Origin of the sequence: Shewanella sp. KX20019, from assembly GCF_016757755.1 — a bacterium.
GTDB lineage: Bacteria > Pseudomonadota > Gammaproteobacteria > Enterobacterales > Shewanellaceae > Shewanella.
Genome location: NZ_CP068437.1, coordinates 3,384,834 through 3,408,632, shown reverse-complemented (window position 1 = coordinate 3,408,632; position 23,799 = coordinate 3,384,834). Strand labels below are relative to the sequence as shown.

21 protein-coding genes and 1 other RNA gene are annotated in these 23,799 nt (G+C 42.7%); 9 read left to right on the top strand and 13 right to left on the bottom strand.

Features of this window, described 5'->3' with window-relative positions; translation table 11 throughout:
- Positions 1-302: 302 nt before the first annotated feature.
- From fabV to pspF, 7 genes are all read right to left on the bottom strand, one after another.
- On the bottom strand, positions 303-1,505 hold the full coding sequence (fabV, locus tag JK628_RS14905; RefSeq protein WP_202285409.1) for an enoyl-ACP reductase FabV: 1,203 nt from the start codon (positions 1,503-1,505) through the stop codon (positions 303-305).
- Between the two features lie 183 nt (positions 1,506-1,688).
- Complete coding sequence (locus tag JK628_RS14900) at positions 1,689-2,474, bottom strand: ATP-binding cassette domain-containing protein (protein ID WP_202285408.1); 786 nt, start codon at positions 2,472-2,474, stop codon at positions 1,689-1,691.
- Positions 2,455-3,462 (bottom strand): peptide ABC transporter ATP-binding protein, encoded by a 1,008-nt coding sequence (locus JK628_RS14895; protein ID WP_202285407.1) that lies wholly within the window; start codon positions 3,460-3,462, stop codon positions 2,455-2,457. The genes JK628_RS14900 and JK628_RS14895 overlap by 20 nt, the downstream gene beginning before the upstream one ends.
- 4 nt (positions 3,463-3,466) lie before the next feature.
- Positions 3,467-4,357, bottom strand: a complete 891-nt coding sequence (locus JK628_RS14890; protein WP_202285406.1) for an ABC transporter permease subunit — start codon at positions 4,355-4,357, stop codon at positions 3,467-3,469.
- On the bottom strand, positions 4,344-5,375 hold the full coding sequence (locus tag JK628_RS14885; RefSeq protein WP_202285405.1) for an ABC transporter permease: 1,032 nt from the start codon (positions 5,373-5,375) through the stop codon (positions 4,344-4,346). The genes JK628_RS14890 and JK628_RS14885 overlap by 14 nt, the downstream gene beginning before the upstream one ends.
- Positions 5,375-7,003 (bottom strand): ABC transporter substrate-binding protein, encoded by a 1,629-nt coding sequence (locus JK628_RS14880; protein WP_202285404.1) that lies wholly within the window; start codon positions 7,001-7,003, stop codon positions 5,375-5,377. Before JK628_RS14880 ends, JK628_RS14885 begins: the two co-directional genes overlap by 1 nt.
- Positions 7,004-7,068: 65 nt before the next feature.
- A complete protein-coding gene (gene pspF, locus JK628_RS14875) occupies positions 7,069-8,115 on the bottom strand; it encodes a phage shock protein operon transcriptional activator (protein ID WP_202285403.1) in 1,047 nt (348 codons plus the stop codon).
- A gap of 177 nt (positions 8,116-8,292) precedes the next feature.
- Here pspF and pspA point away from each other — a divergent pair, with 177 nt between their 5' ends.
- From pspA to JK628_RS14845, 6 genes are all read left to right on the top strand, one after another.
- Positions 8,293-8,976 (top strand): phage shock protein PspA, encoded by a 684-nt coding sequence (gene pspA, locus JK628_RS14870; RefSeq protein WP_202285402.1) that lies wholly within the window; start codon positions 8,293-8,295, stop codon positions 8,974-8,976.
- Between the two features lie 20 nt (positions 8,977-8,996).
- Positions 8,997-9,230, top strand: a complete 234-nt coding sequence (gene pspB, locus JK628_RS14865) for an envelope stress response membrane protein PspB (RefSeq protein WP_202285401.1) — start codon at positions 8,997-8,999, stop codon at positions 9,228-9,230.
- A 66-nt stretch (positions 9,231-9,296) separates the two neighbouring features.
- Positions 9,297-9,692, top strand: coding sequence for an envelope stress response membrane protein PspC (gene pspC / locus JK628_RS14860; protein ID WP_202285400.1), 396 nt, complete (start codon positions 9,297-9,299; stop codon positions 9,690-9,692).
- Positions 9,693-9,760: 68 nt separating this feature from the next.
- Positions 9,761-11,206, top strand: coding sequence for a YcjX family protein (locus JK628_RS14855; RefSeq protein ID WP_202285399.1), 1,446 nt, complete (start codon positions 9,761-9,763; stop codon positions 11,204-11,206).
- A 6-nt stretch (positions 11,207-11,212) separates the two neighbouring features.
- The gene (locus tag JK628_RS14850) at positions 11,213-12,313 is read left to right on the top strand and encodes a TIGR01620 family protein (RefSeq protein ID WP_202285398.1); all 1,101 of its coding nucleotides are present in this window, start codon (positions 11,213-11,215) and stop codon (positions 12,311-12,313) included.
- A gap of 318 nt (positions 12,314-12,631) precedes the next feature.
- Complete coding sequence (locus JK628_RS14845) at positions 12,632-13,810, top strand: trans-sulfuration enzyme family protein (protein WP_202285397.1); 1,179 nt, start codon at positions 12,632-12,634, stop codon at positions 13,808-13,810.
- Between the two features lie 92 nt (positions 13,811-13,902).
- Here JK628_RS14845 and JK628_RS14840 read toward each other — a convergent pair whose 3' ends face one another.
- Positions 13,903-15,297 carry an SLC13 family permease gene (locus tag JK628_RS14840; protein WP_202285396.1) on the bottom strand — a complete coding sequence of 465 codons (1,395 nt, stop codon included), beginning with the start codon at positions 15,295-15,297 and terminating at the stop codon, positions 13,903-13,905.
- Positions 15,298-15,683: 386 nt separating this feature from the next.
- Between JK628_RS14840 and JK628_RS14835 the strand changes: the two genes are divergently transcribed.
- Together JK628_RS14835 and ffs are read left to right on the top strand one after the other, a co-directional pair.
- Complete coding sequence (locus JK628_RS14835; RefSeq protein WP_202285395.1) at positions 15,684-15,995, top strand: ComEA family DNA-binding protein; 312 nt, start codon at positions 15,684-15,686, stop codon at positions 15,993-15,995.
- Between the two features lie 194 nt (positions 15,996-16,189).
- Positions 16,190-16,286, top strand: an RNA gene (ffs, locus tag JK628_RS14830) — signal recognition particle sRNA small type.
- Positions 16,287-16,478: 192 nt separating this feature from the next.
- On the opposite strand, the gene JK628_RS14825 is transcribed toward ffs, so the two are convergent.
- The 5 genes from JK628_RS14825 to dinG form a co-directional block, all read right to left on the bottom strand.
- Positions 16,479-16,739, bottom strand: coding sequence for a late competence development ComFB family protein (locus JK628_RS14825; RefSeq protein WP_202285394.1), 261 nt, complete (start codon positions 16,737-16,739; stop codon positions 16,479-16,481).
- A 302-nt stretch (positions 16,740-17,041) separates the two neighbouring features.
- The gene (locus tag JK628_RS14820; protein WP_202285393.1) at positions 17,042-17,758 is read right to left on the bottom strand and encodes a DUF2057 domain-containing protein; all 717 of its coding nucleotides are present in this window, start codon (positions 17,756-17,758) and stop codon (positions 17,042-17,044) included.
- Between the two features lie 9 nt (positions 17,759-17,767).
- Entirely contained in the window at positions 17,768-18,430 is a 663-nt protein-coding gene (locus JK628_RS14815; RefSeq protein WP_202285392.1) for a primosomal replication protein, read from the bottom strand.
- Positions 18,427-19,200: a sulfite exporter TauE/SafE family protein gene (locus JK628_RS14810; RefSeq protein ID WP_202285391.1), complete on the bottom strand. Its 774-nt coding sequence runs from the start codon at positions 19,198-19,200 to the stop codon at positions 18,427-18,429. The genes JK628_RS14815 and JK628_RS14810 overlap by 4 nt, the downstream gene beginning before the upstream one ends.
- A gap of 8 nt (positions 19,201-19,208) precedes the next feature.
- Positions 19,209-21,281: an ATP-dependent DNA helicase DinG gene (dinG, locus tag JK628_RS14805; RefSeq protein ID WP_202289837.1), complete on the bottom strand. Its 2,073-nt coding sequence runs from the start codon at positions 21,279-21,281 to the stop codon at positions 19,209-19,211.
- A 101-nt stretch (positions 21,282-21,382) separates the two neighbouring features.
- On the opposite strand from dinG, the gene JK628_RS14800 reads away from it, so the two are divergent.
- A complete protein-coding gene (locus JK628_RS14800) occupies positions 21,383-23,767 on the top strand; it encodes a DNA polymerase II (protein ID WP_202285390.1) in 2,385 nt (794 codons plus the stop codon).
- The last annotated feature ends 32 nt before the right edge of the window (positions 23,768-23,799 follow it).

Below are 23,799 nucleotides of genomic sequence, written 5' to 3'. Positions count from 1 at the left end.
GCATGCAGTGTTTTGCCATTTGCTTTAAACATCAGCCATCCTTCTGAATTGATTAAATATCTAATGCAATTGGTATAATTCAACTATATTAGTGGACTGCTAGACTCAGTGAAAAAAGCGAATATGAAGTGCTTAATCGCACTCTAGACAATGATTTGTACCTTGTATGGTCAATTGGGTAAGAGCGGCACAATAGGGGCTTAGATCTCTAATTAAAAGCAGGCGTTAACAAGGAGTTAGTGGCATAAAAAACGCCGCTTAAAGCGGCGTTTTAATAAGGTTATCGATGTTTATACTGATACTTAGATCGCTACGACGTCAAATTCAACGTTTGGATTAACGTCTTGCTCGTAATCTATGCCTTCAATACCGAAACCAAACAGTTTTAAGAACTCTTCTTTATATTCGCGGTAATCAGTGAGTTCAGAAAGGTTTTCTGAGGTCACTAGTGGCCAAAGATCACGGCAATGTTGCTGGATCTCTTCTCTCAATTCCCAATCATCTAAACGTAAACGGTTGCTATCGTCAACATCAGCAGTGCTGCCGTCGGCTGTATAGAGGCGTTCACTGAACATACGATAGATTTGCTCGATACAACCTTCGTGGAGGCCTTCGGCACGCATCTTCTTAAACACCATTGCAATATACAGTGGCATAACAGGTATCGCTGAGCTAGCTTGAGTTACTACGCTCTTTAATACTGCAACATTAGCACTGCCACCAGTCGCTGAAAGCTTAGTGTCAAGGGCATGGGCGGCTCTGTCTAGATCCATTTTTGCCTTACCTAAAGCGCCGTGCCAATAGATAGGCCAAGTCAGCTCGGTACCTATATAGCTATAAGCTACAGTCTTACAACCCTCTGCTAATACACCTGCTTCAGCAAGTGCAGCCATCCATAACTCCCAATCTTCGCCGCCCATTACGGTGACGGTATCAGCAATTTCTTGCTCAGTTGCAGGCTCTACATTGGCCTCAATGATGACATCTTTATTGGTATCAACGGCAGTGGCTTTATAAGGTTCACCGATAGGCTTTAATGAAGAACGGATAAGCTCACCGCTATCAGGCAGTTTTCGTACTGGAGATGCCAGTGAGTAGACAACCATATCGACTTCACCGAGATCTTGTTTAATTAGCTCGATCGCTTTTTGTTTGGCTGCGTGACTAAAGGCATCACAATTTATGCTTTTAGAATATAAACCTTCTTGTTTAGCAAATTTGTCGAATGCGGCAGAGTTATACCAGCCAGCAGTACCAGGTTTAGTTTCTGTACTTGGCTTTTCAAAAAATACGCCTAAGGTGGCTGCATCACTGCCAAATGCTGCTGTGATACGAGAAGAAAGACCATAACCGCTTGAAGAGCCAACGACTAATACCTTTTTTGGACCGTTTGCAATTTTGCCCTTGGCTTTAGTAATGTTGATCTGTTCAAGTACATTGGCTTCACAACCAACTGGGTGAGTCGTTGTGCAAATAAAGCCACGAGTTCTAGGTTTAATAATCATATTTTCTATTTCTCTGAAAAAATTGTATCTAGGATAAATAAACCCACATCAAATAACACTTACTTTTCGTAAATTTAAGTGTTTTTCTCAGTGGTTGGAGCAGTTATACCAATCTCATTAATGCGCCTTGGATTGAAAAAACTGAGCGGCTCTGAACTGTCCAAATATTTAATAGGGTTAGTATTACTTCTTACGGGTAAACAAACTTTGCTCTTGTATCAGTCGCTGTGTGTATTCATGTTGAGGCGCATTAAACAGTTGTTCTGTGGTTGCCTCTTCAATGAGCTGGCCTTTTTTCAACACCATTATTTTGTCACTAACGTGACGAATAATATTCATATTATGGGACACGAAGATGTAAGACAGTCCCATTTCTTGCTGTAATTCGAGTAACAAATTTAAAATTTGTGCCCGTACAGACAGATCGAGCGCGGTGAGCGCTTCATCTGCAATGATGATTTTGGGATCAAGCATTAGTGCTCTTGCTACGGCGACTCGTTGCTTTTGCCCTTCGGAGATCATGTGCGGATAGAAATCAACATGTTCTGATAATAAACCGACTTTTCTCAGTTTATCGACAACTAAAGCCCGTCTATCTTTTTCTGAAAGATTGGTATTGAATTTAAGCGGTTCGTCAAGTAAATCGCCAATCGTTAATCTTGGGTTTAACGATGTATTTGGATCTTGAAAAATCATCCGGATCATACGGCAGCGTTGCTTTAAATCATGCTTCTCCAATGATTCACCTTCAAAAAAGATCTCTCCGCCACTGCGAATTTCAGCCCCCACAAGAATGCGAGCAATAGTACTCTTGCCTGATCCCGCTTCACCGACGATAGCGAGCGTCTCACCAGTGTTTAATTCAAATGAAACCGGTGACAACGCTTGGTTGTATTGACGTTTGAAACGCTTATAACCAGCATAGTAGCTTTTGCTTAGGTTGGTTACTTTAAGTAGAGGTGTCGTCATTACAAGACTCGTTGTGGTATGGGAAGTGACAGGCAAAATAGCGACCTTTCTTGTGGCATAAACTCGGTTGACTGACACATCTCTTTTGCGCTTGCGGGCAGCGCGGGCCGAGTCGACAGCCAATAGGCAAGTGTTGCAATGCTGGCGCTGAACCAGGCAGGGTTTGCATCATTGATTTATGAGTTAATGTACCAGAGTAGTCAGGGGCATTATCGACCAAGGCTTCAGTGTACGGATGAAAAGGCTGTTTTAGCAGCTCGGCAGTAGGGCCCGATTCCATGACTTGGCCGCAGTATAGAACGGTCAGTTGATCGCACCAACCAGCCAAGGTTTCAAGTTCATGACTTATCAACAAAATTGAGACGTTTTGCAGCTGATTTAGTTTACTCAATAATCTAAATATCTGTGCTTGGGTACTCAGTTCCATCGAGTCAGTTGGTTCGTCAGCAATGAGCAGCCTTGGCTGATTGGCAACCGCCATGGCTATCATGACTTTTTGACATTCGCCTTCGGACAGCTCCCACGCATAACTGTCCATCACTTTTTCGGTATTCTTAATGCCGACCTTATGAAGCCATTTTTCAGCCGTTTTTTTCTTAAACTTGCCACGCTTCCAAAAAGGTAAGCTCCTATTGGTGGGCATAGCTTCAATAATTTGGCTACCAACAGATATGGCTGGATCCAGACTACTTGTTGGGTCTTGAAAGATCATTGCTATCTCACTACCCATTAAGTTGCGTCGCTGTTTAGAGGACATCTCCATCAAGTTTTGTCCATCCCACATCATCCGGTCGGCTGTGATGGTCCAATTATGGCCTGGAACACCCAATATTGCTCTTGCCAACAAACTGCGTCCGGAGCCAGACTCTCCAACTAAACCATGAAGTTCACCTGGATTGATGGTTAAGCATACTCGCTCAAGGGCCTTGACTCGGCCGTGAGGCGTGTCAAGTTCGATGGTGAGGTTTCTAATATCAAGAAGTGGCATAATGTTAATTTCTTATCGGCGACAGTGCCGACCTTAATCCATCACCTACAAGGTTAATGGCAAGTACGCTACATAAAATAGCAACACCCGGGATGGTGACAGTCCAAGGGGCTGTCAGTATGTTATCTAGGCCTTGGGATACCATAGCCCCCCATTCAGGGCTAGGAGCTTGCGCGCCAAGATTAAGAAAACCTAGCGCCGCAATATCTAATATGGCTGCTGATATTGCGAGTGTTACCTGGATAATAACGGTCTCCCAGACATTGGGCATAATAACGTACCAAAATATTTGTATCGAATTAGCGCCATCAAGCTTAGCTGCAGTGACATAATCTTTTTGCTGCTCCTCATGAACCGCTTGATGGATAGCACGTACAAATTGTGGTGTTAGTGCGATTCCTACTGCCCAGAATACATTGCCTAATCCAGGCCCCATGACCGCTACGACTAAGATAGCCATTAGTAGTGATGGAATTGATAACAATGCATCAAGTAGGTGACTTAAGATGGATGATTTAAGGCCCTTCATCATTCCGGATATCGAGCCTATGACAAACCCTACACTAAGAGAGGCGAGTACTATCGCCAATGCCATACCAAAGGTGAGGTGTGCTCCATGAAGCAGGCGACTAAAAATATCTCGGCCTAAGTCATCTGTCCCTAAGAAATGTTCAACCGTGCCACTGGCATCCCATGAAGGCGGTAAAAGTAATGCGAGTGGATCTTGTTGTTCTGGCGAAAAAGGTGCAATCCAAGGGCCGAAAATAGCTAATATTAATAAGCAGGTCACAGCCCATAGCCCCATTAATGCAAAAGGGTTATCGGCAAAAGCTTGCCATAGCTTGCGCATCGGAGAGGGGATATCATCTTCCTGATATATGCTAATTCGCGGCATAAATTTCTTTCCTCGTGATTGGATTGAAGGCGTTATGTAACACATCAATAAAAATACTGAAGAAGATGATGATTAATGCAACGCCTAATACCCCACCTTGAATAACCGTATAGTCACGCTGGTATATACCAGAGACTAGCCAACTACCAACACCCGGCCAGGAAAAGATGACTTCAACTATCATGGCGTAACTTGCAAATGTCCCGAGCATCAATCCCATGTTTTTAAGTACGGGTATCAAGGCATTTGGTAGCGCGTGGCGTAATACTATGGTACCCGTGTGTAGTCCACGCGCTTCAGCGGCACGAATATAAGGCTCATTCATAATATGCAACATTGCAGAACGGGTTATTCTGACGACTACCGTGAACGGTAGTACTGCCAGTGTTATAGCTGGCAACACAATATGTTGCACTGCGTCTAAAAATGCAGAAGTGCGATATATAGACTGAGTTAGCAGCGTGTCAATAAGCATAAAGCCGGTCGTGGGTTCAATCTCATACAGCAAATTAATTCGGCCGGAGATAGGTAACCAACCAAGTTCAACGCCAAACCAGAGTGATAAAGATAACCCTAGCCAAAATACAGGGATCGAATAACCCGTAAGTGTAATCGCCATAATACTATGCTGGGTGATTTTGTTCTTACTGAGTGACGCCAATATGCCTAAAGGAACCCCTAGACACATCGCCAGTATGCCAGCGACGATAGCTAATTCGAACGATGCCGGTAGTACTTGACTCAGTTCATCGATAACGGGTTTCTGTGAGGTAATAGAGACACCGAGGTTGCCGCTAACCCTTTGCTGGGTATAGGCAAGAAACTGACGAAATTGATTACTGTCGAGTTGGTATTCACTGCGGCTTAACACGAGCTGCTCTGTTGTTGGGGACTCTATCCCGGTTAAAGCATACTGTTGCTCGACGGGAAAATAGCTGGTCGCAATGAATAAAACACCGATTAATACTAATGAGGTGGCCAGAAATAAGTTGAGCCTTCTTAATAAATAACGACCCATTAGTGCATCTCCTCTGGGGGGATTTTCATGGTGTTCTCGAATGAGATCCCACCAAAAGGTGTCAGCTGAGTTTGTTTGATGTTTTTTTGCTTAATGGTTAACTGGGTAGCGTGAGCAAATGGCAACATAGGTAGCTGTTCATTAAAGAGTTTTTCTGCTTGTTGATAGAGTTTCTTACGTTCGGCCTTTATCGTAGTCGCTTTTGCTTTTGCCAATATGTTGTCCATTTCTGGATTGCACCATTGCGCTCTATTGCTTGAAGAGTCCTGCGCAGCGCAACTCAGTATAGGGGAGAAAAAGTTATCTGGGTCGCTATTATCGGCATTCCAACCTATCAGCACTGAATCATAGTCTCTGCGATTAAGCTTTTGATTAAATACGCTCCAGTCGTAGGTCACTATATTTACTCTTACGCCGATATTAGCTAAATCGGCCTGAATTAATTCAGCTGTTTTTAATGCATTAGGGTTATAAATACGTGCAACTGGCATCGCCCAAACATCAATGTTGAGTTTCTCAACGCCGGCTTCCTTTAGCAACTCTTTTGCTTTTTGTGGGTTGTAACCATAATTACTGCGGTTGTACTGATAAGCCCAAGATTGCGGCGGCAACATGCCTGTAGCCCTAATTGCAGTCTCTTGATATACGGCTCGAATAATATTTTGTTTATCTACAGCATAAGCGAGTGCTTTTCTCACTCTAACATCATCAAATGGTGCTTTTTTGGTATTAAAGGCCCAAAAAGCGACATTAAAACCAAGTTGGGTGTCGAGCTCTAAGTGATCATGCTGTTTTATAACCGGAAGCTCACCCGCTTTGGGTAGAGCGGATACATTACAATCGCCAGTGATCAATTTGGTTAACCTAGCCGTACTTCGTGGGGTGATGTCAAAAACCAGGTGTTCAAACTCGGGGCGTTTACGCCAAAACTGCTCATTACGATGATAACGAATATATTCATTTTTGACATATTTGGTCAGTTTAAAAGGCCCTGTACCAATAGGATAGCGATCTAATTTATCTAGGCTGTGATCTTCAAGCAGGGTATCGGCATACTCTTGGGATAAAATAATGGAAAAGCCGGTTGCAAGATTCGAGAGAAAAGAGGCATCACTCATATTTAGATGAAACACAACTTCATCATCTGCCACTTTTTCTATCTGCTTAACCGTTTGACTTAAACCGATACTTTGAAAGAACGGATAACCGTTTGCTGAAACACTGTGATAAGGATTTTCGGGATCGATAATGCGGTTAAAAGAAAACAAAACATCGTCAGCATTAAAGTGTCTTGTCGGAGTAAAGTAGTCTGTTTGGTGAAACTGAACGCCGCTGCGAAGTTTAAATCGATAAGTAAGACCGTCGTCGCTACTTTGCCAAGATATGGCCAAAGCGGGAATTATAGAGCTAGTAATGGGATCGTAATCAACGAGGGTGTCGTACAATTGCTGCGACGTAGCATCAATAGTGGTACCTGATGTCACCGTCTGCGGATTAAAGCTTTCGGGATTACCTTCTGAGCAATAGACCAAGCCTGTGGGGATCTTTTGCGGTCCACAGGCAACAAGTAACAGGTTTATCACCGATATACTGGTTACAAGTCCTATTCGCTTTAGCTGCTGTTTCATTAAGCAATCATTTTATGATCTGAACGTTAATGGGTATTTTAACAGTGCCAACAGCTGAACAGCAATTATTTATCCAGTAAGTTGTATTTCTTTAAGATCCCACGAAGTTGGTGGTAACTTAACCCAAGCAGCTCGGCGGTTTTTTTCTGGTTGAACTGTCCCGCTTCTAATGCTTGTTTTAGCAGATTGACTTCATTTTCTTCGCAATGGATTTTAAAATCGATAGGGAAGTTGAACGCTGCAGTTTTGATGGGCTCGGGAGCAATGTTTGCCACTGGAGTGTCTTGTAGCTGTTGTCTCTCTCGGGTTTTGACTCGAGTTGTAGGACGATAAGGAGATGCAAATGGGTCTATGGTGATATCAGTAATCGCCATACCTGACTCTGCGTTTCGATAGACACTACGTTCAACTACGTTCTTCAGTTCTCGAATATTACCTGGCCAGCGATACTCCATTAACTGTTTTACAGCACTGGGACTAAAACCTTCAAATAGCTCTAGCTTTAATTGTCTTGCCATCCCGACTGCAAAGTATTCAGCAAGAGACATAATATCATCTGGGCGGTGACGTAGTGGTGGCAATGTTATTACGTCAAACGCTAATCGATCTAACAAGTCGGGTCTAAATTCCCCAGCCTCTGCCAGAGAGGGAAGATCTTCATTGGCAGCACAAATTAACCTGACATCAGTTTGAACGGTTTTATTACCCCCGACACGTTCGAACTCGCCATATTCAATCACTCTTAAAAGCTTTTCTTGGATGAGACCCGAGGTATTGGCTAGCTCATCTAAAAATAATGTACCACCATTAGCACGCTCGAATCGACCTTCGTGTTTTTTATTCGCGCCTGTAAATGCACCGGCATCATGGCCAAATAACTCGCTCTCTAATAAGTTCTCGCTTAATGAGGAGCAGTTTAATTTTACAAAACTTTGATCCCAACGCTTTGATAGAAAGTGTAAACGTTCGGCAATAAGTTCCTTGCCAGTGCCACGTTCGCCAATGATTAGCACAGGCTTTGAAAGAGGGGCTACCTGCGAAATATGTTCAAGAACCTCTAACAATGCATTAGATTGTCCAATAAGATTGTCTTGCTGAAATTGATTGGTCACAGTAAGTTTTAGTCTTTCACGCTAATAATTGGTGAAAATAATAATATGATCCCTTGTTTGTAATTGAAAGGAAAAGTTAATATTTTGGTTAAGTATTTGTATGGTAAGGTAAATGTAAAGTTGGCACGAATACTGGATAGTATTTATCGAAACCAACGTTAATTAGAGGAAATTATTATGGGAATCTTTTCACGCTTTGCAGACATCATAAATTCAAATATCAGCTCATTACTTGATAAGGCTGAAGATCCTGAAAAAATGGTGCGTCTGATCATCCAAGAGATGGAAGATACGCTTGTCGAAGTTCGTTCAACTTCTGCCAAAGTACTTGCAGAAAAGAAAGAGATCATTCGCCGAGTAGCTAAAGTACAACAGCAAGTGCATGACTGGGAAAGTAAAGCTGAACTGGCATTGTCTAAAGATCGCGAAGATCTTGCAAAAGCCGCTTTGATTGAGAAGCAAAAAACCAACGAACTAGCTGAAAGCTTAGCAGCTGAATTAGTGGTAGTAGAGGAACACATTCTTCGTTTAAAAGAGGAAGTTAACTTACTACAAGAAAAACTAGCTGATGCTAAAGTTCGTCAAAAAACTATCATTATGCGTAAACAAACTGCATCTTCTCGTTTAGAAGTTAAAAAGCAGCTTGATTCAAGTAAAATCGATAACGCTATGAGTAAGTTTGAACAATATGAGCGTCGAGTTGAAGGGTTAGAGTCACAAGTTGAAGCTTACGACTTAGGCAAAAAGAATAGCTTAAGCGACGAGTTTGCCGCACTTGAAGCTGAAGACTCTGTAAATGATGAGCTTGAAGCGCTTAAAGCTAAAATGAAAGCAAGCAAGGCAAAAGCTAAGACTAAATAGTAACGGAGCAGAGGTGAGTTATGAACATGGATATTTTGATAGCCCCAATTATTATTTTTATGATTATCGTGGCTCCGATTTGGTTGATACTGCATTATCGCAGTAAAAGACAAGTAAGTCAGGGGCTTACCGATGAAGAGTTCGGCCAGTTAAATGAGCTTATTACCAAGGCTGACAAGATGTCACAACGTATTGAAACACTTGAGGCCATCTTGGACAGTGAGGCACCACAATGGAGGGGACGTGATGTATAAATCATCAGCCTTTCCCTGTAAGGCAAATAATCTCAATTTAGTCCTAAAATGAAGGAGGAAGTAGAAATGAGTGAAGGCACAAGCAGAACTTTATATCGAATTCCTCAAGCAGGTAAAATAGCGGGTGTATGTGCAGGGGTTGCCGATTACTTCAATTTTGAAACATGGTTAGTCAGAGTGGTTGCCGCTTCAATATTTTTACTTGGTGGCACCGGGATTGTGTTTATTATCTATGTTTTACTTTGGATGATTTTAGACATCAAACCAGGCACTGACAAAAATAAATCAGCGCACAAAGAGATTGAAATTAAGAAGAAAATTTGGCAATCCGGTGAGCCAGCTAAAATGGCATTAAGGGATGTGAATAGTCAGTTTAGAACGCTAGAGCTTAGATTGCAGAATTTAGAGCGACACGTAACATCTGATAACTATGACCTTAAAAATGAAATCAATAACTTATAGTTTGAAGCAGGGCAGAATATAGCAGTATACTGCCCTAGAACTCCTCTCTACAGGTGCAACTTCCGCCTATGGCAAGTATCAAACATTCTCTTAAAAAACTCGGTAAAAAAACTCAAGCAGTAGCGCTTCGTTCAACGGACAGGCATTTACGTCTTGCTGTTACTGGTCTTGCTGGTGCAGGAAAAACGGCGTTTATCACTGGGCTTGTGAATCAACTGCTGCACTCTGGAGTCGTAGAAGGTAATAATCAGTTACCTCTATGGCAGGTCGCTAGAGATAGCCGACTATATGGCGTGAAGCGAGATCTACAACCTGATTTGACTATTCCGAGTTTTAATTATGATGGTGCGGTGAATGCCATTCTAAATGAGCCGTCATCATGGCCAAAATCCACGCGTAATATCAGCGAGCTAAGACTAGCAATAAGGTATCGTCCAGCGAAGGGATTATTGTCAAAGTTGACTGATAGCGCAACGCTCTATCTCGACATTGTTGACTACCCAGGTGAATGGTTACTTGACCTTCCAATGCTTAAACAAAGCTTTCAGCAGTGGTCTGCCTCGCAGGTAGCGCGTACTGCTGTATTTGAGTGTTCAAATTATTACGCAGAGTTTACTCGAATGCTTAATAGTATTGATCTTACTGCAACGGCTGATGAAGCAAAACTGCAACAGATTACCGATAGTTATCAACTATTACTGCAAGACTGTGTTGATAAGTATGGATTTTATTACGCCCAGCCAGGGCGATTGCTATTACCCGGAGAGCTCGAAGGTACCCCTGTACTGGCACTTTTCCCGTTAATCAATGTGACTGATGAGCAGTATCCTGTATTGGAACAGAGTGCTGCAAGCAGCTTTTACCACACGTTAAAGCAGCGATACTTGGAATATATCTCGCGGGTAGTAAAACCCTTCTACCATGATTATTTCGCCAAATTTGATCGTCAGCTGGTATTGGTAGATTGTTTTACTCCGTTAAATCGTGGCAAAGAGCAGTTCGACGATATGAAGACGGCGCTTCAGGCGGTGATGGAAAGTTTTCAATTCGGCCAATCAAGTCTTTTAAAGCGCTTGTTCTCTCCCAAAATAGATAAACTCTTGTTTGCAGCGAGCAAGATTGACCATGTTACACGCGACCAACAAGGCAATGTTTTATCTTTGTTAAGTCAGCTGGTGCAACAAAGTCAGCTACACGCTAAGTTTGAAGGTTGTGAAGTTGAGACCATGGCGATCAGCGCGATTAAATCGACCACTCATGGCATGGTGAAACAGAGCGGGCGTGATATTGAAGTCGTGAAAGGCTTAGAGCTTGCCAGTCATGAGACGGTGACCTTATTCCCTGGAGAGGTGCCTAAATCGCTACCATCAGCTGATTTTTGGCAAAAACAGGGCTTTGATTTTGTCAATTTCGCACCAAAAACAGTGATAGATAAACAACGGAGTCATGCCGATTTTGAACATATTCGACTTGATCATGTATTGCAATATTTAGTCGGTGACAAACTAAAGTGATTTTTTATGGCTACTGATAATAATCCAATTAAGAAACAGCAACGTTTTGACAGCGTTGAGCAGGATGTAGAAACAAAGATAACGCCAGCAACGACATTTGCGGCTGATGAAGTTTTTGTCGAAGAAGAGACTCTTTCGGAGCACGAATTAGAGATCACATTAACTGAGCACATTGACAGTGTTGAGCAGCTTAATGCAGCTCTTTCATCGAAAGGGTCGGGTAAACGAGCTTGGCTAGGTAAAGCCTGTTTATTAGGTGTGTTACTTATTGCTGTCGTTGAAACAGTTCTGGGTTTATATGATGCACTTATTCAAAGCACTTGGCTGTTTAGCTTGTATGCAGTGGTCGTAACCTTAGTCGTGTCATGGGCGGCAAAAGTGAGCTTTACCGAATGGCGTAAACTTAAAATGCTCAAAAAAGTTGAAGATACACAGACCACCGGTATGCGACTGCTCTGCAGTATGCAGATGGGCGCGGCCGATCCATTCATTGATAAATTACTCAGCCAATTGCCTAAAAGTGCCCACACTGAACGCTACATGCAACAAGTGAGCGTGGAGCACAATGATGCTGAAAAGCTGGTGTTGTTCGAAGCCACTGTATTAACCGAGCGAGATCTCGCAGCAAAGAAAATTGTTAGACGTTTTGCGCAAGAATCCGCATTATTGTTAGCGGCAAGCCCGTTGGCTGTACTTGATATGGCAATCATCCTGTGGCGAAATCAAAGTATGATTAATCAGCTAGCAAAATGTTATGGGATTGAACTTGGTTATTGGAGTCGAATTAAACTTATTCGCGGAATTCTCACTAATATTATTTATGCTGGTACCAGTGAAATCGTCACGGATCTAGGCACTCAACTCTTGTCTGTAGAGATGTCTGGCAAGTTATCTGCTCGGCTAGGACAAGGTCTTGGCGGTGGGTTGTTAACCGCGCGATTAGGCTACCAAGCAATGGCATTGTGTCGACCACTAGAGTTTAACGAACAGACAAAACCCAAATTAAAAGGGATCCATAAAGAGCTATTATTGGATTTAAAAGAGCTTAGTTCGATGGTTCTTACTAAAACCAGCAAGATGGAAAAGCAGGCTGTATCAGGTAAATAGCTGACACTTTACAATACAAGTTGATTTTATCTACTGCATTCACTTGCGATGTAACATTCTTTTTACAAACGTTCCCCTATAAATCTTTTCGAAATGGTTTGTAAATACCTAGGACTAGTCCAAGGTATTTACTTATCAGCTTGCTCTCTAAAATCTGTATCTACAGAATCTAATTATATAGGTAGTTTAGAGTGGGTAAACCGTTGCCAGCTATGTTGTTTCGACTTTGATTTTCTGAAATGGTTGGTTCTATACAGACAAAACAACAACTATTAATTCACTGTGTCTGTATCACAAGCATTTAGTAGGGAAATAATTATGCGAGAAAGTTGGCAATTGGCAACACAAGTGATTCATGCTGGACGAGAGCCAAATGAAACAGGCGCTCTAGTATCACCTCTATGTCAAAGTGCGACCTTTGTATTTGATAGTGCCGAGCAAGGTGGGGCGAGGTTTGCGGGTGAGGAGGCTGGTTATATTTATACCCGCTTAGGTAATCCAACAACTGCAGAGTTAGAGCGAAAAATTGCAGCGCTCGAAGGCAGTGATAGCGCTGCTGCGACAGCGTCGGGTATGGCTGCAGTATCTGCTGCACTATTGGCAAATCTGCAAATGGGGGACCACCTCGTCGCCTCAAATGCCGTCTATGGTTGTACATTTGCGCTGATGAATTCACAGCTTGCAAAGTTTGGTATAGAAGTTACTCTCGTCAATTTTTGTAACCTAGCTGAAATAGAAGCAGCAATAACGTCAAATACCAAGGTTATTTTTTGTGAGACGCCCGTTAACCCTCATCTTGAGGTGTTTGATTTAGATGCTATAGCAAGTATTGCAAAGCAGCATAATTTAGTCAGTGTTGTTGATAACACCTTTATGACTCCCTTATTGCAACAACCCATTAAGCACGGTATTGATATAGTGATCCATAGTGCTACTAAATACTTAAATGGTCACGGTGACGTTATAGCGGGTATTGTGTGTGCCAGTCACGAACAGATGGATGTGATTAAGTATGAAGTCCTCAAAGATATAGGTGCAGTGATCTCCCCCCATGATGCTTGGCTCATTCTAAGAGGGCTTAAAACTCTAGATGTTCGAGTTAGCAGACATTGTGATAACGCGGAGAAAGTAGCTCAATTTTTGGAAGCCCACACTAAAGTCTCAAAAGTGTATTATCCTGGGTTGAGGAGCCATAGTGGTAATGAATATATGGGCCGTCAGATGAAGCGTGCTGGAGGGGTGATAGCATTCGAGCTGGACGCTGACTTACAAGATTCAATCGCCTTCATTAATCATTTGGAACTTTTTTCTATTGCGGTTAGTCTGGGGGATGCAGAGTCACTCATTCAGCATCCTGCCTCGATGACGCATTCACCCTATAGCGAAGAGCAGAGAGCGAGAGCGGGCATTACAGACAACTTGCTTAGGATCTCAGTCGGGCTAGAAGCGGTAGAAGATATTATCGCCGCGTTAGATGAAGCTCTTACGGCTTTATAATATAAGGCTTCTTGAACGATAAAAGCACAGTGAGCAACTACTCACTGTGCTTTTTGCTAGCAGATTACACCTGCAGTTATACAACCTAAGTGCTAGATATTCCAGAAAGTGTGCGCGATGATATAAAGCGCAAACATGCTGATAAAGTTAATGATAACGCCTGCGCGCATCATCTCAGACTGTTTAATATAACCGGACCCATAGACTATCGCATTGGGAGGGGTGGCGACAGGCAGCATAAATGCGCAAGACGCTGCAATACCAATAAGTACAGACAGCATGACTGGCGACAGACCTAGTGCTTCAGCGATAGCGGCAAACACGGGCACCAATAGCGCGGCGCTCGCAGTATTACTGGCAAACTCGGTTAGCATGATAACAAATGCGATGACAGCAAATGTGAACAAGGCCATGTGAGTATTGCCGAATATATCGGTTACCCAATGGGCTAGGAAAACACTGGTCCCTGTCGCTTTAAGTACTGCACTTAGTGTTAAACCACCACCAAATAATATGAGTACTCCCCAATCCGTTGTTGTTTCTATCTTCTTCCACTGCACTAAGCCAAGCCCTGCAAGAGTGACGACAGCAGCAAGGGCAACGACAGTATCAAACTGAGCAATACCACCAAGCGCTTGTGAGATAGGCTTACTAAAAATCCAGCAACAGACAGTGGTGACGAAAATTAATAGCGTCAATTGACCTTGAAAGGTGAGCGATTGCTTTTCAGCTTTTATCTCGCACACCATCGACAGATCGGGCTTTAAATATAAGTAAAGACCCACTAACATTAGTGGCAACATAATAGCTACTGTGATCAATCCAAACTCAAGCCAATCGCTGAAAGATAGGCCAACTTGTGCGGCAGCTATCGCATTCGGCGGGCTACCTACCAGAGTACCGATACCGCCAATATTGGCAGAATAAGCAATACCTAGTAGCAAAAATAGGTAAGTACTTTTGTGTTTCTTGATATCGATTTGATGCAATATTCCTAGCGCAAGCGGTAACATCATTGCAGTCGTGGCGGTATTACTGATCCACATCGATAGCGCAGCGGTTATTCCAAACAGCATGACACAGGCGACAGACAAGCGTCCTTTTGATGCCGTTAATACTTTCTGAGCAATTAACTTATCAATACCTTGATGATTCAAAGCAGCGGCCAAGACAAAGCCACCAAAGAAAAGATAAATAATGGGGTTGGCGAAATGACTCATCGCAGATTTGGTTTCAAACACGCCAAAGAGAACGGCGAGGATTGGGATCATGATCGCTGTGATACTGATATGAATAGCTTCCGTTAGCCACAATATCGCTGCGAAGGTGAGAAGTGCAAGACCTGTATTAACCCCTTGTTCAAATGGGAGGAAGTTATGCATTAGAAATAGCAATAGAATGTCAGCGGCCAGAATTAACAGTTTCTTTTGCTGCCCTGATATTTTACTGCTGGCTTTGTCGGGTATTTCTGTAGAGTCTAGTGACATTTTATGTCCATTATTATTGTAGATAACCACACTCTAGAGGAGTAACTATTATCTTCAAAATAACTCAGGTTGTTATTTCATAACAGAATCGTACTGCTGTTTAGGTGATATTGTTCGCGATAATGGTCGTACTTTTGATATTAAACCGTTATAAGCGTCTGTTTATTACTAAATAAGTTATCAAAGTTGAACGATTTAAATACCTTGATGAATAAATTGAAAGTTTAACGCTATGCTGTTTTTGTGATCCAGATCTCCGCGTAAAACTTTTGCGTGAGATGTTGGTCGCTTATTGGCTAATTTCGTGGCTGTGATCTACATTTCGCAGCGTAGCTAAGGAAAAGGATGAAGGCTACAACCTAAAGGATCACATAAGGAATTAGATTATGTATAAAAGACTACTACCCGCTTTATTGCTATCAAACCTAATTATGCTTCCGGCGGCATATGCCGCAATTGAAAAAGTTGAGTCTGTGAGTATTGCAGAGAGGACTCAAGCGAAAACTCTAGTGGTGAATATCAATTCAGCAAGCGCCGAGCAGTTATCGTCATTGAAGGGGATTGGCGATTCAAAAGCCAAAGCGATTATTGATTATCGCAAAACACATGGCAAATTCGATTCAATTAATCAGCTATCTAATGTAAAGGGTATAGGTGACAAACTCATTGAGCAAAACAAAGCCGCTCTTAGCCTGTAAGTAAGTTTGTTATTACATTTATATTTGTAGATAAGGCGAAATAAGGCCTTCAAATGAGGTTTTTTGTTTATAGAAGCAGCGATTGAACCAAAACTGAGGGTTCTAACTAGATAATGACTTGATTGGAAAGCTTTCATGGTAGATAATGCTGCCGTTCTTGAGAGTATCTGCTTTCAACGAAATCAATGGTGACCTTAGGGTCCCCTCGCAATGATAACTTGTGAATTCGGCCAGGCCTGGAAGGGAGCAACCGCAGCGAGTGACTCATGTGCCGAGGTGTGGCTCTAGGGGAACCTCCAATCTCCTAGTACATCAATAGCTTAGATCATTACTTAGATAAGAAATGCCTCAGGTGATACACTTGGTGGTACACTCGATGAGAAATAGTTTATCTAAAACTCCCCATATTTGTTCCAATCTCGTCATGGTATTTGGTATGTGCGTATAGTCGTACCGGAGGCTCAACAAAGCTTTCTTTCTGTTTTAAGCCTTTTGATTTTCTTTCAAAAATGCTCTAGATTTTTCAAGTGCTTGCTGGATCTCTGTTTTCATTTTCTGAAGTTCTTCATAATCTTCAAAAAAATAGGTATCGACTAGATGTCGTATGTAACGGGTGGGTAGCTGATTGAGCGTGACACAGCATAGATCGGCAAGATAGTCAGCAGGTAGCTCGTCTAATAAACCTTCATCAGAGAGTAACTCAAGTAAAAGAACTTCATAGTAGTTTCTAATTTCTAATTGCATACACCTCTCCTCGCGTACTGTCTGTATTGAATGTAATCAATTTATGAGATTGGATTTATAAAGTCTATGGGCACCATACTGTATTTGCGCTCTACAATAGTTGGCTATGTTGAATGTTCAACAAATGCTGAACCCTACTGTATCCTCCTCCATTGACACACGCAATCGCTATTTCTGCTACTAGCAAGTATTGGGGATAAGTAACGATATTTGGCTAAGGATTGCGATGTTTAGAAGGTACGCCAGCCTAGAATAGCTGGCGCGATAGATCTATGGGATCATACTCTAGCTGAAAAATGAGCTTAAAGTTGTTGAATGGCCCAGCTCATGAACTCTTTACGTGTTTTCTCATCAGCATGTAGCCACCAGTACTGCAGCATCTGTTCTGCTTTTGCGGCGTCATCAGCATTCGTTGCAGTTTGAGTTGCTGTAACGGCAGTGGCTGCAACAATAGGGCTCGAAGATGGAGATGGTTTACTCACTGGAGCTGTCGGTGTCTTTGATGTTGCGGCGACGCTAGTTGCTGTACCAGTAGCAACCGCAGCTTCAACATCCACATCTGTTGCAGTGTTACCGCTAAAAAGACGCGAGACAAAAGACTCTTCAGCGATATTTGTCTGAGCTACTTGATAGTTAACTGTACCGTTATCCTTTCGAGTGATGACCACTTGAGGAGATTTGGCAAACTGGGACGGATTTCTTACAAAATCACCATCTGCTGGCTTCATATGATATTCATAATCACCATCAACTTCGATAGTGATGATAAAAGGCGAAGACTTAATATTGGTTTCGCTATCACTAAAGTCATCTTCGACAAGATCATGATATCGAACGGCGATCTTGTGAGTCCCATTGCTAAGCTCGAGTTCAGACTTATGGTTAAACAAACTGGTTTCAACTTCCTTGCCATCAAGCGCGATATATTCAAATGACATTGGAATATTCAAGTTTGCAGCAAATGCCGCAGATGAACCACATAAAGCGAGAATAGCGGTAATAGGTAGTAGCGGTTTCATTGTTGCTCCTTAACGATTTTGGCCTTTGAAAGGTCGCTCGAACAGTTGGATGCGATCTTCAATATAGCTGGTAGCTTGCCGACACTTGCCGAGGCGAGAGTGTTGAGCAAGGATCTCATTCTGTAGCCTAATTTTGTCAGCACTATGACAGTATTCAAGAGAAGATTGCAAATTTTCAATTTTTTGTTCAATAATCTTGGCCCAGTTCAAATGTTTATTAAGCTCTTCATACAGTTGATGGCTATTTTGCATTACATTTGATGCTATCCAGCTAAAGCCACTCTGCTGGTGAGTTTTTGCTCCACGCTTTATTGCATGAGCCCGACGGGTGCGCTTTTGCTGCTCTAGCGACTTAAGATTAATGTTGGTCGTAGAGAGCGCTCGGCGAACGGCGCTGAATCTGTCCTGTATTTTTTCACAGCTTGATACAATGGTATAGGGCGAGCGTTTAGCATTGATAAGTTGTTGTAGCTGAGCAACACTTTTTGACAGCTGATCGATACAAGGCTTAAGTTGAGCGCCCTCTTGTACAAATAACTCATTATTAAAACGCTCAACGTCTTGCATCATTTTGCGCTGTCCAGCGGGCAAATTAGCATCGTGTTGCAATACTTCTTGCTCTAACTGCTTTAACTGATATTTGAGTCGATTAAGCAGTTCATTGGTCGTCATGCCCATGCACTCCAGGCTAATTGCGCCGCGATTAACAAGATCATGGTAACGAAAATAGGTCGAATGAACGGCAGGCCAAACTTAATGGCTGAATGCGCACCAATATAGGAGCCAATCATCATACAAATACCCATAGCGAGTCCAATGGACATATTAACTTGCCCCATGAACAAGAAAATAATCAGCGAGGTTAAATTACTGGTAAAGGTCATAGCGCGTGCAAGTCCTAAGCTATAGAGCAAAGGAAGCTTATGCATACCAGTACTAGTGACGGTCCAAAATGCACCGATGCCAGGCCCTGCAAATCCATCGTAAAATCCTAGCGGTAACCCTTGCAACCATTGTTTTATTTTACGCTTAGGTTTAACTGGGATGTTGCAGTTTTTACAACCCATGGCATTTGGCTGGAATAGCGTATAAATTGCGATTGCAATAATAATCAGCGGCAACCATTTTTCGAGCCATTGGTTGTCGATGATTGAGACGATAAACGTACCAATAACAGCGCCGATGAAAGTAGCTACAAAGGTGTGATACCACAAGCTGGGAGAAAATAACCTTTGCTTATAATAAGTGAACGCCGCCATAGAGGATCCAAAACAGGCGGCCAATTTATTGGTGGCAAGTGCCATATGGGGAGGCACTCCCATGGCTAATAGTGCTGGGATAGACAATAGTCCACCTCCGCCAGCAACTGCATCGATAAAGCCTGCAATTAGCCCTATCAATGCCAGCAAGGCCCAGCTACTTGGCTCTAGTAATAAATCCAATCGTTGTCCTATTCAATAACGCGTCTAAAAGGCGGTAGGGCATCTAACAGTGATTTTCCATAGCGCTTGGTGACTAAGCGTCTATCTAAGATGGTAATCCGGCCGTAATCTTGTTCTTTGCGGAGTAATCTACCACAACTCTGTACTAATTTGCGCGAAGCATCGGGGATTGTCAGTTGTAAAAAGGGGTTTCCACCCTTTATTTTAATATATTCTGAATGAGCTTGCTCCACAGGTGAAGTAGGTACCGCAAAAGGTAGCTTAGTAATGATAAGGTTAGTTAAGTAATCACCAGGTAAATCTAAGCCCTCAGAAAAGCTGCCGGTACCAAAAATTATACTCGGGTTACCATCATCGCAAAGCTGCTTATGTTGTTTTAGGATCTCTTGTCTCGGTAATACACCTTGGACAAGCAACCCTGTTTTAATTTTGCTTTCAACAAGATCGACCACTTTTTCCATCTGCCAATAAGAGGCAAATAACACCAAACTAGCCATTTCATCCTCTACAAGTGCGATAATCTGCTTTGCTAATTCATCGGTGTAGTTATCGTGCGTGGGCTCTGTGTCCATTTGTGGTAGGAACAGTGTGGCATTTTGTTCAAAATCAAAGGGTGAGTCGAGGGCAAGATAGCGGCTTCCATCATTGATGGATAAACCCACTTGATGAGTAAAATGGTTAAAGTTGTTAAGTGCTCTCAGTGTGGCGCTACAAAGCACCACGCCAGCCGCCTTATCCCAGAGTAAGTTCTCAAGCATAAAGCCAACTTCAATTGGTGATGCGCTGAATAAAAAATCCGCCTGCTTGCCAGTCAGTTGCTCAACCCAGCGCGCCATTGGTGCGCCTTTAGGATTATCTTGCTTAGCCATCATTTTCCACAGCTTTTGCAAATTCTCGATGCGTTGCAACATAAAACCTGTTTCAGATAATAGTGCTTCCGATTGATGCTTAGGAATATCACCATCTTTTATGGCTTCATTGAGCAAGGCTAGCATCTTGTTGAATTGTTTTAACGCTACATTTGACGCTGTAGCGAGATTTTCAGCAAGAATAAGCAGTGCTGGTGGCAGTTTACCGTGCTCGAAACGAAAGCGATTTTCTGGATTATCAAACTGTTTAGCTTGCGCATCACAAAAGTGAGCAACTTGATTGAGTAATCCACTAATATCGCTGATATGGTCGAGCATTGCCTGTGCTGGCGCAATGATATAATTGCTCTTAATCTGGTTTTGCAGTTTTGAGGTCGTTTTGGTGAGCTTTTCTAGCCAATCGGTCGCGCCACGAATCGTAGATTGAGCGCTACTAAAGTCACGTGCAACAATCGGTAAGTGGTGTGCTTCATCGATGACATAATATAGATCTTCAGGATCGGGCAGAATGACCCCGCCGCCTAGCTCTAAGTCAGCGAAGAGTAGGCTGTGGTTGGCAATCAATACATCCCATGTATCGAGATCCTCTCGGGCTTTATGAAAAGGACAATTTCGATGACTGGCTAATTGCTTATGACAGCTATGTTTATCACAGGCAATCTGTTGCCACAAATGATCCGGTAATGGTTGGGTTAATGTGTCGCGTTCTCCATTCCAACGAGACTCTTTATAGTCTTTTAGCAACCCCTCCAACATATCAACCTGACTTTGATCTGGCTTTGATTGCCACATCGCCATTTGGCTACTGTTATCGGGACCAACCAGCATCTCTAACTTAGATAGACAGACATAGCGTTGTCGTCCTTTGACTAAGCCAAAGGTAAAATCTAAGCCTGAATGCTCTAGGAAAAAAGGCAGATCTTTATGGAGCAATTGTTCTTGCAATGCTACGGTCGCGGTGGCAATACAGACCTTTTTCTTATTCGCTAATGCTAAGGGTATGGTGCCCAAAATATAGGCAAGTGATTTACCAATACCTGTACCGGCTTCAACCACGATAATAGGTCGTTGCTTGTCATACTCTCCCGCAAGGGTTTTGGATATTTCCGCGACAATATAATTTTGCTCTCGCCGTGAACGAAAGTTGGGTAGAGCCGAAGCAATGCCCTTATAGATAGTACGGATCTGGGTTTTAACGTCTGCGGATAACATGAATGCACTGGTCCAGTAAATAATGCTGTACATAATAACAGTGATTACATAGCCTAAGAAGTGTTAAGTGATTATTCGTGAATTTATTTGAGTAGACAGCTATGAACCCAGTAACCAATGCGCTACAGACAATAAAGGGGCGAGTGCTTACCCGCCATGCAACACGTGGGCGAGATGGACTTACCCTCCAGTACTTTATTGCTACACCATCTGGTCCTGTAATAGTAGAGCTCCCGCAGCAAGAACATGTGTGCTTTATTCGCACTATTGATGAAAATATTATCAATCAATATCACGAGTTACAGAATATTCGCCGTAAGCGACTAACGCTTAAGAGTTTTCAGCATGAAAACGTTACAGCGCTGTATACCCGAGATCTTAGACACCAACGTAACCTTATACGGATTGCAAAAGATCAAGGTATCGAACTGTTTGAAAGCGATATCAAAGCGGAACATCGATTTTTAATTGAACGGTTCATCGCCCTAGATGCCGAATTTAGTGGTCAATTTGAACCTGCCCAGCAGGGCGTTGAGCCGCGCTTTATCGCCAATAAAGCCAGACGAACAGAGCTTACACAGCAGCTTAAAGCCATTTCGCTTGATTTTGAATGTAGTTTTAGTGGTGAACTCTATTCTGTGGGTTTATACGGAAAAAAAGACTCTGGCGCTATTTTTGAGAAAGTCATTATGGTGGGTGAGACACAATCAGTCGCTGTTGATTACATACAGTGGGTAGAAAATGAAGTGGCGTTAATCCATGAGCTGATTGCATGGTTTAAAGATTACGATCCCGACATAATTATTGGATGGGCCGTAGTGACCTTTGACTTGGCCCTATTATATCGTCGCGCAAAACATCATGGTATCGCGCTCACTATTGGACGCAATAATCAAAACTTGGGCTGGAAAGTCGAAGACAAGTATCGACCAGAGACACTGCTGTTACCTGGAAGAGTTGTGCTCGATGGCATTGATTGGCTGAAAGCGGCATTTTATCAGTTTGATCGTTACTCACTGGAGTTTGTGTCTAGAGCATTATTGGATGAAGGCAAAGCCATCGATAATGTCAGTAATAGAATGGATGAAATCAACGACCTGTTTGCTAATAACAAGCCCGCGTTGGCGCACTATAACCTGACCGATAGTCGACTGGTTTGGGACATTTTTGAAAAAACGCAGCTGTTTGAATTTGCCATTGAGCGTGCAAAGTTAACAGGGCTTGAGCTTGGACGTGTGGGGGCATCGGTAGCTGCATTTATGAATTTGTATCTGCCGCACTTGCATAGAAGTGGCTATATTGCACCAAGCGCCCCGGTTAGTGAAGGTATAGAGAGCCCCGGCGGCTATGTAATGGATTCAGTTCCTGGGCTGTACCAACATATTCTAGTTTTAGATTTTAAGAGTCTTTACCCCTCAATAATAAGAACTTTTTTAATTGACCCTAAGGGGTTAGTTGAAGCATCACACCAACAAGAGTCAGATACGGTTGAGGGCTATTTAGGGGCTAGGTTTAGTCGCCAGGAGCCCATTTTACCTCAATTAATTAAGCACCTTTCTGAACAAAGAGAGTTGGCTAAAACCAATAGTAATGCACCTCTATCTCAAGCGATTAAAATTATTATGAACTCCCTCTATGGAGTGCTTGGTTCTCGCGGCTGCGTTTTTCATGATGCCAAGCTTGCGAGCTCAATAACCATGCGTGGCCATGACATAATGAAGCAAACCCGCAGCTGGATAGAGGAAGCGGGCTTTGAAGTCATTTATGGTGACACTGATTCAACTTTTGTCTGGTTAGGTAATGATTTTGACGAAAAAAAAGTGCAGGCAACGGGTAAATCACTCGCCGCAAGAATCAACCAGCTTTGGCTACAAAAACTCAGCGACGAATTTGCTATAGATAGCTTTTTAGAGCTGGAATTTGAGACCCATTTTGAGCAGTTTTTTATGCCCACCCTTCGAGGTTCTGCTGAAGGATCGAAAAAACGTTATGTCGGCACTAAAAAAGGCGAGCTTGGTAAAACAGAATTGGTGTTCAAAGGGATGGAGCAAGTCCGCAGTGATTGGTCACCGCTCGCCAGAAGAGTACAGTATGAGCTTTATGAAAGGTTATTTGGTCAGCAAGACGTAGAAGCGTACTTAAAGCTCACTATTGAGCAGTTAAATAGCGGAGCCTTGAATGAAGAATTGGTCTTCGTTAAAAACTTACGTCGCAACCTTGAAGACTATACCGCAAAGTCATCTCCTCATTTAAAAGCGGCTAGAATGCTATTTGAAGCAACTGGAGATGAGAGTGTCACCAAAAAAGGGGCAAGAATCGAGTATGTGATGACGACATCGGGTGCTGAACCGCTGACCCACCAAAAATCCCCCATTGATCTTGATTACTACATTGAGCGCCAATTAGGACCGATTGCTGAAGCAATACTTTCAATAATGAATAAAAGTTTCAGTAAGGTTACATCAAATCAAATGACGTTAATTTAGTCGTGGTTATATTAACGCGCTGCTGATCTTAT